The following is a 12,110-nucleotide window of genomic DNA, read 5'->3' as shown; positions in this document are numbered from 1 at the left end:
TTGTATCACCTACCTAAACCTTTCTATTGCCCATTCAATGAAACGATTGAGAAAAACGATTGCTTCAGCACGAGTTATACATTCTTCGGGTTCAAAACGTTCATCCTCATATAATGGAAATGCATAGCATCCGTCCAAAAATCTTTCCTCTAAAATATCAATCACATCCGTCTCGTACCACTTACCAGAAAAGGTATCCCGATCGGTGATGTAACGAGTTGGAGATGGATTAGGCTTGTACTCCTTATCTGTAAATCGATTGTAAAAGCTTCTTCTCATCCGTTGTAGAAAAACCATAAATTCAAATCTTCTCAATTGGACTTTTGGAAAAAACCGATCATTATAACGTACACATCCTGACTCTACAATCACTGTGTCTGTCGTGGTTTTGAATTTCCCACCTACCTTGTAGTTATACGTCACTTTTGCTGGATAGCCATTATACCTGTATGGTAGATAAACTCGTCCTGCATGTATTACAAATACATCCCGATTAAATCCAATAGCTTCATTGATTTTCTGTTCAGGATTGTCTCCTGGTTGAATATCTACTAGCTTGCGTTTTAGCTTTACACCTAGTACAGTGCAAGCTTCCGGCTTTAAACGTAAGCTAAACGTATATTGAGATTTTTTCATTACATCCGCAGATGGCATGTGAACATCATTTTCTCCGCAGGTGCTAAAAGGGGTATATACACAGCCTACTTGTTTATATTTAGGCTTTCCAAAAGCAATGCAGACGACCTCAATTCCCCCTGACATCGGATTCGACATCGTGATTTTTCCATTTTCCACCTTCTCTGGCTGAACCTCAATTCCATGTACGATCACAAAAATAGGGTTATCATCATGCACCTTATAATCAGGCACGAGAAATTCCTCTTGCCCATCCACGGTAACAAAGCGCTTGACCATGCGCTCATAGCCCTTTTCGAAAGCATCATAATACATTCCATCGATAAAGCTTTGTGTACCTTCACCGTCGAGATGAAGACGAGTAGCTTCCAATAAGTCTCGATAAAACCAATCTAGTGGATCAATATCAATCCAACGCCGCACCATTAATACCCCCTTAGAATCCGATCAATATGACGGTATGTCCTCATCAAAAAGGTGATTCCTTCTGCTCGTGTACATACTTTGTCAGGTCGGAAATAAGAAACCGCTTCACCTTCATCTTCATAGTTAGCGATTAATCCTCTCTGTTGCATTTCGTCAACATATGTTTTTGCCCAATGCTTCTCCATATCAATAAATTGATTGATATATCGGTATTCGTGCTCTTGCTTACGGATAAGGGAAAGCCCAATTGTCACAATATACTTCGTTTCCATTTCAGCTGTGTTAATGTCTGGTTCCCCTGTAAGAATCCCGACATAAATCGTTCCTTTTTCATCATAGTAACGATGCTTAGCTCCACTAAACTGTAACCAGTCAGCAAATTCCTTTTTACTGTAAAACAATAAAGTAAGCGTCGTCGTATAATGAGAGGTTCCATGACTGATCAATCCAGCAGAAGACGACAGTGTCTGATTTACATGTGTTTTTAGACTAGGAGAAGGTGGTTTGTAATCATTGATAAGCTTTGCTTTTACCTCGGTAAAACGTATGCCATTATCATAAAAGAGACGCTTTTTATATATGTAATCCTCTGAATGAAAGCTGTTTTGTTGGGTCACGTTACTACCTCCTTGTTAGAGCTTTTAGACTTGGATTAGGGTTAGAATTCAGGAAAGTTTTACTCGTTCCATACGAAAAGAAATACCCTACCTCAATATAAGGTAGGGCGTCATTTTCATAACGAAATATTACGAATAACTTGAACGATAAGCAGCAGTCCCCATCAGCATTTGATCTCGAATGCTACCTACTCGTCCAGAGAATAATCCACGGCCGATTCCATTACCAATCGCTGTTAATTGTGCCTCAGTAGTATTGTTGGATACATTAGGCAATGCGATATTTACCGTTACATCACCTGAACCAACTGTAAAGGACTGGTGCGTATTTCCTCGAGTCAAATATTCATAACGACTCATGGCTGTTACACCGTCTGGCAAATTAAAGGTGCCTACAGGCGATTTCACTTCATCAAGAATACCTAGCTGAGCCTGTAGTGATTGTTTCGTCAAATCCCGAATTTCTTGCATATACTTCTTTTGTTCTTCCGGACTCTTTCCAACCATATCCTTCTTGTATTGCCCAATTAGCTTATTTATGTCCTGAACTTCTTGTTTAGCAGAAGCAATACGTAGCGCTCTCATTCCAGAGGAATCATCTGATGCACCTCCCCGTCTTAGCTTTTCAGCCAGATAAGTATTTTCACGATCTCCTGCTTTCTCTTCTAAATCAATACGCTCAATTCCAATTTTTGATAATGATAGGTCCTTATAGCGAAGTTGCTCACTAGAAATGCTATTTTGCACGTCACGAATAGCAGAGGCTATCTCGTCCTTTTGATCACCCTTTGCCTCGATCGCCTTTAATTCGGCAAGTCTTACTCTCAAGTCGCTAATTTTTGAATTTGTAATTTTTTGTAATGCACCAATATAAGCCTTCGACTGTCTGTCCATGTTAATGGCAACCATCAATTCTTTGGCTTGAGCCACTTGCTCTGCCTGTTGTAGCCCTTTTTGTACAGAAAAAAACTTCGTTTGAAATTGTCTCTGCTGTTCAGCTTTTCTGTCTATACGTATCTGCTTTTGGCCTTCTTCTTCTGTACTTTTTCGGTCATCTACTAATTGTTTATAACGCTTTTCTTCTTCCTTGTATTCTGCAGAATTTTTATCCTGAATGCTTTGCAAGTGCTTCTTAGATTCCTCAATATACCTATCAATAATTTCTAATTCCCGTTGTAATACCTCTTCTAATCTTTTTATCTGTCCCTCCTTCATATCAATGAAAGCTTTGCTATCGGTAGCCACGCCATTCAATTCGGCCTGTAAGCTCTCTTCCTCGTTTTTTTTCTGAGCTTCTGTAAAGCCTTCTCTAAGTCTAGTCTTAGCTTCATCTGCCGTAATGTTGGATAAGAGCCCATTTTTGTACTTTTCATCGTAGCTTTTTTTTGCATCTTCTTGGAGCAAAGCTTTTTCTTTATTTTCAAGCTGCGTCCGTTCATATTGTTTTATAAAAGCTTGTTTTTTCTTTTCCTGAATTTCCTTTTTCCTTCCACTCTCTTCAGACCAAGCATTCACGGCTTCCTCTTGGGAAATATCATTATCTCTTAGATAGTTGGCAAGATCTTCATTATTTTTGAGGTTCGCTCCCCGTTTGTTGTACATTTCGCGGACTCCATCCATCATTTCTTTCGCATGTCCTACTCCTAGATGTGTATCTTCTCCCCCAAAGAATCGACTAACACCGTTCATAAAGCTTCCATACATGAGATAAAGAGTATTACCAATGTTAGGCAAACTCCAAATCCCATTATCTCCAGCCACTCTTAATGTGTTCGCCACACCTACCATGTCTTGCTCTTGTTTTTCAGCACTCATTAATTGACGCTGATCTTCTGTGGTCGTCATGTTCATGGCTACTGTCTTGGCAGCTTGTGCTAAAGCCAGCATGGCTACAAGCTGAGCACCCATCTTGAAAATGTTAGCTGTTAAACCACCGATGGCCCCCCCTGCTCCCCTAGCTAGATCGGAGGTTTCACTTAGGAAGTTCTTAAACTTGTCACCCATTTTGTTTCGATTAGCTTGTTCATTCATACTACGCATCGCATGGGATAGTTCTAAATAAGTGGCAGACGAGTTGCGCGTAACTGCTGAACTTTGCCTTAACGAATTCTGATAACTATCTAAAGCTTGATTTAGACTCGTAATGCTATTAATCGCTGGAGAACCATTCCTGCGCAATTCCTGAAGATGTTTCTCAAAACCGTCAAATTCAGTTTGACTCATTGCACCCATGCGTGAAGCGGCACTTTTAAATCCTGTATTTGAACTCATTTTTTGCACATAGGTAGTACGATCCGTTGTATTTGTTAGCAAGGTATTCAAGAACGTAGGCTGAATAAGCTTATTAGAATCAGGATTCGTTTTCAATCGATTGGCATAAGTCCGATTCCGATTAAATCTTTCTTGATACGAAACCTTTCCTTTTTCTTTCCAGTTTTTTGATTCCTCCATCATTGTAAAAAAAGTTGGAAAGTCATTTACCTTTTGTCCTGAGTTGGCTACATATTTTTTAAAATGCTCGTGCTGGGCTTTACTCATTGAATTAAATTCTTGCATTCGTTTTAAAAAGGTTTCATTCCCTTGTAAATCTGTTGCTTGCTGGCGCAATTTACTATTATTTCCCTTTAAATCATTACCAATAATACTCCTTAATACAGGATCTGACGCCATTCCTTTCATACGATTGGCATAAGCAGTGCGCTCTCTTTGCTTTTCCCAGTTCTCAGGAATTCCTGATTTTTGCCATCCCCACTTGATGCCTTTCATTAGTGTAAGACCAAGCAATGCGTTAGATAGAACATCTGCTAGACTAGCAAAAATATGAATATTCTTTGAAACCCCATCCGCCATATTCATGAGCATATAAGAAACCTTATTGATAGATGGAGTCAACTCGGTAACTAATGCATCCAAGGCTACTTCTAAACTTGAATTAACCCGATTCATATTAACAGAAGGATTTTGCAAGGACTGTTGAAGCATTCCTTCAAATTTAGACTGTTCAAAGCCTTGCATCTTACTAATAAACTCTGCATGTGTTTTAGCTAAAAGGGCTTCCTGACTGGCGCCACCTTTTCCACCTTCTTTTGTACCAAAAAAAGAATCGATAAGCTTATCTCGCTCAGCATTATTACGTAAGGAAGAGAGTATATCCGCAAAATCCTTATACATGGGCTCTGCACTTCTTTTTTTCGTTCCACCAGTTGCTGGATCCATCTCTTCTGTTTTGACGCCCAACTCTTTCGCTTTATCCCTTCCTTTGTCACTTTCAAAGCGCTTCAGGATTTTTTCGTAGGTTCCGAGATTTGTATTTGTTTGAATCGACGCAGCAGAGAGCCCTACGAGCATATCTGCGTCTGTTTTCGATCTTAAAGTATTACCTGATTTATTGATCATCTGCAAAATTTGTTCACTGTTTGCCGCTCCCATTTGGGTTACGGCAGCAATGGAACGAACGATCTTATCATCCATTTCTTGCATGGATATCCCGAGCTTATCTTTAGTCGACAACAAACCGCTAGCTACTGCTTTCGTATCAGAAGAAGGATCTATTGTCTTGATTTGCGCAACCTGTTGCACTAGCTTTTTGATTTCGGCTGGTTCATTAAGTGTTTTACCGCCAATGGAGGCTACTTCAAAAAGCTGCTTAAAGGGCAGACCATAAAAAGCAGATTGTTCACGAACAAAGCCTTTAATACCTTCAATAGCACTCGATACTTTTCCCTGATCAACCGGGCTTTGAGAATTTGTGGGATCGACTCGATAATCTTTGAGTAAAGAGAGACTGCGGTATAGCTTGATCTCTTCCTGTTGAATATGATTAAAAATATCGATAGCTTGGTAGAGAAGTGAGGAAGGGTCTTTAGCTCCACTTATCGCTAAGTTATTACGAATAGAAGTAATAGCAGCATTTTGAGCACTGATAGCCGTCACTACACTAGCAGCGGTCCCCTTCTCATCTGATGCTGGAGAAACGCTAGCTTTCTTACCTGATGCTGTTATACCCGATCCTATTACACCATTATCTGATGAACGTAACTTGACAGAAGAAGAGAGGAAGGGTGGCAAAGAGCGATTATAGCTCTGTATGCGTCCAGCGCTTGACCCAAATTCTTGCAGTAAATGCTCCACTTGGAGATCGAATTGTTCCCTGATCTTTTTGATCAGCTTTTTGTTGATTAAATTGATTTGACTAATTAGGTGTTTTTTTAACCTAGGGCTCGATTTAATATCTAGCGTTTCAATGCTTTCTACTAACTCTTGCAATTCAAGCTGAATGCCTCGTTTTAATTTTCCTTGAACCTCGTTTGAGACTCTTTGCATCAGCGATTGTATTTCTGGCATCCTCTGAGTGATTGTCCCAGTCCTCTGTCCAATACCCTTGATAATGGGCATGGAGTTACCTCCTTGATTCAGCTGTTGGTCTAGTTTTCTTCCGCTGTCTCTGTTTACTTCTTTGTGAAAGGAACGTATTGAATTATGTGCGGTACTTATCCGAGTCACCAATTTTCCAAATCGTGAGTCAAGTTTCTCTAACTCCTTCCCATACAGAATGGAGCTTTGGATGGAACTGCGTAACTCAGATGCAAAGGTAGCTCTCATCTCATTATTCATCGTCTCACCTGCCTTATAAAATAAAACTCCTGCCCCTCCATTCAGGAGCAGAGCAGGAGTATGTATTAACCCAAAACGTTGGCAAGCCATTCCATATCTGTTTCATCTGCTACTTTATAGCCATCCATGTAAGTCCCAGTCCCATCTGGTCTAGTCTCGATCTGTCCTTGTGACTGATCCTTGGAGGATAAACCTCCTCCAAACAGGCTTCCAAAGGACATGGTTGAAACTTTCACAGTGAATTCGATATGTTCATTGCATTGCTCTAAATAAAAACCCAACTGAGGCAATGTCAGCTGCCAAACCTGATATTTATCCAGATGACAATAATGGGCCAGCTTGAAAAAAATATCAGCCCAATTGATAGGAGCTCGTTTCTTATACTCCTCATCTTCTTCCTCAGTGGTTACATTGACTTTTTTAATCCATTTAATCCAATCATTGCATCGATGATCCTCTTGGCAGTCTCTAGGTCTACATAATCAGCCAAGTACTCCGTATCCACGTGTTTATAATAGGGTTTAAACGCCATTAAGAGTACCTTTAATAATTCCTCATAACGATCATCGTCTAGCTCTGACTCTGGAATTAAATTGGCAATAATGATTCCTGAATCAATTGTATTTAACAATTTCATCAGCTTTCTGGCATCCCTAATACCAAGAGGAGGTATAGAATACGTCTTACCATCTCGCAACCTAACCTTTTCGTCCTCCTCAAAAAAAACCTTTTCACGTATGGACGCCTCTTCTTCACTTAGTACCTTGGATGACTCTTCCTCAGGTATTGGATTTCCTTGTTGCTCTTGGACTTGACTTGCGACCTCTTGTTGAATTGTTTGTTCCGTTGTCATTTCATTATTTTTTGGAATCGCAAAATTTCGATCACTCAAAACGGTGACACCCCCACTTGTAATTTCCCCCATTTGATGTAAGACATAGGTAAGCTAAATGGCGGGGGTAACCAGATAGCTACCTATGCTGTCATTCTAAGTACCTATGAGCGATTTCGAACATGATTATGGAAAGAACCCCTCCTAGAGGGGTCCCTTTCTAGCAAAGATTTTTAGCATTAGCACTTTGGGCTTCGTATCGTTTGATTGTTCCGAGTTTTCCGTCCACACGATCAGGATCAATAACAGTCAAGGTTACGCTATGTGTAGAAGCCTGTTGACGTTGTGCATCCACCGTAAAGTTTGATTTCACGCGGCACAAGTATAGTTCTGTTTGATATCCCTGGATAGAACCGTCTTTTTGTTCAAATTGACCATCATGAATGACATGAACAGTAAGAGGCATATCCTTCGTGCTAATATCCAACACATCTACTACTTCGTTACGTTTGTAGTTTACGTAAATATCTACATCCTTTAAGGAAGAATGGAAAGATAACGTGCCGCCATTTACTGTGTACTGATTTTCTTTTGGAGTAGCACTTGTCGTTTTCTTTAATAGTTTGTTTCCTTTCAATGTACGAACAGAAATTTGTGGATCTTTATGCAGGGCAGCTCCAAAAACAAGATCAACTTCGAATTTACCAGCTGTCTCTTTTACCGTATTCTTCTCTTCTAATACCCAAACAAAACCATCCTCATCATAAGAAACTCCACTCAATGCAACTGGATACACGATCACCACGGTTTTACCTGCAAGAGAGTCATCAAAAGTGATTGTTTTACCTGCAAGTGTTACATTCGATGTTAAGTCAGTTCCGTTAATAGTGCTCTCATACGCTTTATGAGCGGGACTCGATACGGAGGATTCAGAAAGTGTACCCTGATAAGGTGCGGAAGAAGGAACCTGTACGGTCTCCGTCACCATTTTATATGTGGCGCCACTTACACCTTCTCGTAATTTAGAACCTAGGGCCAAACGGACAAGGTTCAGGTCAAATTTTGCATCCTCGGCAGTGATATCGATAGTCTTTTTCCGTAAAAGGGTATCCAGAGCAACGCTGGAATCCCCACCTTCAATATCTTGCATGTCAAGTTGAATATCTAAGCGCATGTTGTTCAACGTACCAATTGTGATTAATTCATCGCAATTGGGTATTTTTGCCATAAATTTACCTGCACCCTTAATTAACATTTTCTTATTCTTCGTTGTACTCATGTATAAAACCCTCCTCTAATCTTCTCAAAACAATGGTTGTAGTAATTTCGTGTTCCTTACACGCTTTTTCAATAAAGTAACTCCTGAAAACATCTGACTTCATCAGTTCCTATCCAAATCATGAAAATCATAGTTCTCTGACGAGTAACACGTAACATATGCGTATAGATACGAACACATTGATACCACTAAACCCCATCATCTTTTTCATGGTTCGTATCACAATATAAGTTAAAGTAGTCCACCGTTTAACTAACCTGCGTATTGAAACAGAGCTTTTTTCTGTTTGGCTTTTCTAACCTATCTACTAATAACCTTGTTAACGAAACTCCACCAAACGATCTGTGCTATAACGGAGAACTCCTAAAGAAGTCCTCTTCTTTTCATGCAAGGTCGACATCCCTCAATAACCGTTTTAGGAATATACATTTGTTTATTAGATGACTCAACTTCATGAGGAAATACAAGATTTCCATGAACATTCATTACTTTTCCTGTTCTCTCCCCCAAACAATGCAAGCATGTTTGGGGTTGCCCTGAAAATCCTTCTGTTAGATAATTTTGTTTTGCCTTTTCCGTTACATAGCGAAAACCACACTGTACACATCTCATTAATTCTTGCATTTGTTATCCACCCAATTCTACTAACAATCTTCTAATCCTAATTTCTTTTCGTCATATCTACTTACGGGAGTTCATCAAATCTGACATTCTCCTATACTCGTTTTGGCTGTTGCCACGGCTCTTACAAAACGAGAATGCAAAGTTTCGCAACCTTTCATGAAGATAGGACCACTACTATAAAAGTAAGGAACAAAACGTAATAAATAAAAAGGTTACAAAGCAAGTTCTTGGATAGCAATATAAAGCTCCTCTTTGCTTTTTACGATTACAAATACTGGCGGCTCATGTTCAATAAAACTAACAAATTCTATAGTGTATTCCTCTTCTTGTTGACTATTTTCGTATATATCTATCACCACAATACCTTTTTTGAATCGGAAAGCCAGTCCCATGAAATAGGTATCTCGTCCGAAGCTGGACGTAATTTGTGTAAACAGGTTGTCTAACAATATGCTCATCTCCCTATTCTCAAAGATGGTTTCCAACTCAATATAAGTGAATAGCAAGCATTGTTAACAATCTGTGTTCAAATAAATAGACTGCCTATCCCAATTGGTACATTCACAACAGACAGTATGATCAGGAAATACTAAACCCTCTCTTTCCAAATTAAAAGAGAGGGGAATTCTTTATATAAAAGATTTCATTAGCAAGTAAATTTATTCAATGAAACACAAACTCAGTCATCGTCTATTCAATATGACTGCTACTTCTTTTCTATAGAGAGGATTCATTCTATGAAAAAAAAGAAACATCTAAGTCTGAAACAATTAACATATTATCGAATTGAAAAAACCGGAATTAAAAAACCTGTCTCACGGATAAGAATGGTCAAAGGAAAGCCTGTTGAGCAGACGTATGATCAAGAAGTTTTACAACGGGTCTATTACACCTATCAAGATTTTCAGTCTCTTCGTCTGGAAAAACTAGGGGTAAATCTACCAATTGATAACAAAGGATTTACTACGATTAGTAATTATTTTTTGGACTTCTGGGGTGCTGTGATGGGAGCAACAGCTACTTCTCTTTATATTCATCTTACAAGATATTGCTATGGAGACAAGGATTTCTGCTTTCCTGATTTACCTACCATCGCCTTAAAAATGCAGATTACAACCACGACATTAAATAAATATATGGACATTCTTGAACAACACGGCTTTATATTTAGATTTTGGTTACAAAATCCTGAGGAAAATAATAATGATTGTGGAATTATCTATAAAGTAAGACGTACAATTCCCATTCTAAGTAGAGAGTTAGTTGAAAACTTACCCAAGCCCTTTCAAACCATGCACGATCAATACATTGAACAAATCATGGAGGTTACTCATATTGAGCTTGCTGAAAGTTATGATTACACAAATGATTTCGAGAAATTACGTGAAAAAGGCAAGCTTGGTAGGCTCCCCATTAACCTCTCACCTGCTGAACGTATCTTGTATGCTAAAAAGAAGATTACAACTATTATGGATCAAAGGAGTATAGCAGATAAAAAACTATGGATTAGCGTCCTGACTTATATCCAGCAACGGCTAACTATTAACTCCTTTAAAACCTGGTATGCCGACACATTCTGTATCACAAGAGAAGAGGAGCTGATCATCTACGCCAAGAACACTTTTCATCGAGATTGGTTATCCAGTCGTTATCGGGAATTAATTATGGAGGCTCTCCACAACGCGTCCCATTTCTTTGAAAAAATAACTTTTGTGGCATGTATAGATGAAAATGAGTAATGATTCTCCTGATACTTTTGTTTTTTTCAACAAACAAAATTTTATGGGTAGCCCATTAAATTCCTATGGGCATCATCCAACTCATTAAAAAAGACTAATAAAATTTTTATGGGTAGGTTATCCACAGATTTTTGGCCCATCAAAAAATGATCTGGTAGGGGCAGATAGAAAAGAGATCGGCATCTGCCCATAAAAAAGGTATGGACATTAATAAAACAAAGTCTTTAACTTTTCCTTATTATGTAATATAAAGAGGAATTGTATTTTTTGATGTAGACATATTAGGGATCTTAAATGGGGGGAAAATGTGACAATGGCGTATTCATATGAGTGATCTAGTGGAATTACCAATTTTTATTCACTACCACAGAAAGATTTTTCCTTGAAGTATCAGGGTATTCCCTCCAAAAAGTTTACATAATTTCAAAAAAGTAGCCGGGCTGTTTTCCTACACACCCGGCTTTTATTCCTAATTTTTTACTTATCAAAATCAAGGGGGGTTCTAACCGAAATAGTACTTACGCTTCGATCTGGAGAATTATTGTCTATCTTTATGAAAATTTGATATTTTCCTACATTATAATACATATCATAACCGCCATAGGCTTCATTATCATAAGCATTAGTTGGTTCGCCTAAGCCTTTTCTAATATCATTTTCTGTAAGCTTGACATCGTAATAGGCTGGTTCGACAGTTATTCGGTTCAATTTGGTAGTTGGCTTGACCTGATTTAATTCTTCTCCGCAAGAATCATGGTCATAATAGAAATCGGCTGTGGTCTTGGGATGATCATAACTATACGTCCAGCATTCATCATTTGAAATGCTTTTAGGCTTTCCGTAGGTTTTCTCTATCTCTTTGTAAGCGGTGCCTAATGAAGTCGTAATACCTTTCAGTTTACCTTTCTCAGCCTGTTCTTTTATAGCGAGGAGTAGCTTGTGTTTTTTCGGATCGAGAGGTTGTGTGAGCTTATCTGTGGATTTTATCCGAAGTTTTTTCTGTAGTATTTTCTGGAGATTCATCTGTGGTTGATTCTCTTGTTGTCTCTGAAGCAAGCGTCTTCTCATTTTTTATTTTGCTTGCGCTTTCTTTTTCTGGCTTCATCCCTTCCGTCGTGTTTTTTCCTTTTTCAACTTCTGTAACTGGGATGGTAGCTTCCTTGCCTGCTTGTTTGGGTGTACTACAGCCTATTACTACTAGTGAGACGGCAAAGAATACTACAAATACATTTATTGCTTTCATAATGTGCCCCCTTCTTACAAGAGAAATCTGTATCTTTTTGGATGATGTAAAATTACACTTCCTTCTCAATTGTAAGATATTGGTCATTCCACTTTCAATG

11 protein-coding genes are annotated in these 12,110 nt (G+C 38.7%); 1 reads left to right on the top strand and 10 read right to left on the bottom strand.

What is annotated here, in order from left to right:
* Positions 1–9: 9 nt before the first annotated feature.
* The 8 genes from BrL25_RS21460 to BrL25_RS21430 all read right to left on the bottom strand — a co-directional run bounded on the left by BrL25_RS21460 (position 10) and on the right by BrL25_RS21430 (position 9,486).
* Positions 10–1,062 (bottom strand): hypothetical protein, encoded by a 1,053-nt coding sequence (locus BrL25_RS21460; RefSeq protein ID WP_018671054.1) that lies wholly within the window; start codon positions 1,060–1,062, stop codon positions 10–12.
* Entirely contained in the window at positions 1,062–1,679 is a 618-nt protein-coding gene (locus BrL25_RS21455; protein ID WP_018671055.1) for an S-layer homology domain-containing protein, read from the bottom strand. The genes BrL25_RS21460 and BrL25_RS21455 overlap by 1 nt, the downstream gene beginning before the upstream one ends.
* Before the next feature lie 129 nt (positions 1,680–1,808).
* The gene (locus BrL25_RS21450) at positions 1,809–6,293 is read right to left on the bottom strand and encodes a hypothetical protein (RefSeq protein WP_018671056.1); all 4,485 of its coding nucleotides are present in this window, start codon (positions 6,291–6,293) and stop codon (positions 1,809–1,811) included.
* A gap of 65 nt (positions 6,294–6,358) precedes the next feature.
* Complete coding sequence (locus BrL25_RS25310; protein ID WP_018671057.1) at positions 6,359–6,514, bottom strand: hypothetical protein; 156 nt, start codon at positions 6,512–6,514, stop codon at positions 6,359–6,361.
* A 185-nt stretch (positions 6,515–6,699) separates the two neighbouring features.
* Positions 6,700–7,185: a hypothetical protein gene (locus BrL25_RS21445; protein WP_018671058.1), complete on the bottom strand. Its 486-nt coding sequence runs from the start codon at positions 7,183–7,185 to the stop codon at positions 6,700–6,702.
* 160 nt (positions 7,186–7,345) lie between these two features.
* Positions 7,346–8,404, bottom strand: a complete 1,059-nt coding sequence (locus tag BrL25_RS21440; protein WP_018671059.1) for a hypothetical protein — start codon at positions 8,402–8,404, stop codon at positions 7,346–7,348.
* A gap of 363 nt (positions 8,405–8,767) precedes the next feature.
* On the bottom strand, positions 8,768–9,028 hold the full coding sequence (locus tag BrL25_RS21435; protein ID WP_018671060.1) for a hypothetical protein: 261 nt from the start codon (positions 9,026–9,028) through the stop codon (positions 8,768–8,770).
* Between the two features lie 212 nt (positions 9,029–9,240).
* Positions 9,241–9,486, bottom strand: a complete 246-nt coding sequence (locus BrL25_RS21430) for a hypothetical protein (RefSeq protein WP_236848072.1) — start codon at positions 9,484–9,486, stop codon at positions 9,241–9,243.
* A 279-nt stretch (positions 9,487–9,765) separates the two neighbouring features.
* Between BrL25_RS21430 and BrL25_RS21425 the strand changes: the two genes are divergently transcribed.
* Positions 9,766–10,767: a DnaA N-terminal domain-containing protein gene (locus BrL25_RS21425; RefSeq protein WP_018671062.1), complete on the top strand. Its 1,002-nt coding sequence runs from the start codon at positions 9,766–9,768 to the stop codon at positions 10,765–10,767.
* Positions 10,768–11,244: 477 nt separating this feature from the next.
* On the opposite strand, the gene BrL25_RS21420 is transcribed toward BrL25_RS21425, so the two are convergent.
* Positions 11,245–11,790, bottom strand: coding sequence for a DUF4309 domain-containing protein (locus tag BrL25_RS21420; protein ID WP_018671063.1), 546 nt, complete (start codon positions 11,788–11,790; stop codon positions 11,245–11,247).
* A complete protein-coding gene (locus BrL25_RS21415) occupies positions 11,738–12,010 on the bottom strand; it encodes a hypothetical protein (protein ID WP_018671064.1) in 273 nt (90 codons plus the stop codon). The genes BrL25_RS21420 and BrL25_RS21415 overlap by 53 nt, the downstream gene beginning before the upstream one ends.
* Between the last annotated feature and the right edge of the window lie 100 nt (positions 12,011–12,110).

This window comes from Brevibacillus laterosporus DSM 25 (assembly GCF_002706795.1).
Classification (GTDB): Bacteria; Bacillota; Bacilli; order Brevibacillales; family Brevibacillaceae; genus Brevibacillus_B; species Brevibacillus_B laterosporus.
This window is presented reverse-complemented; position numbering and strand designations above follow the sequence as displayed.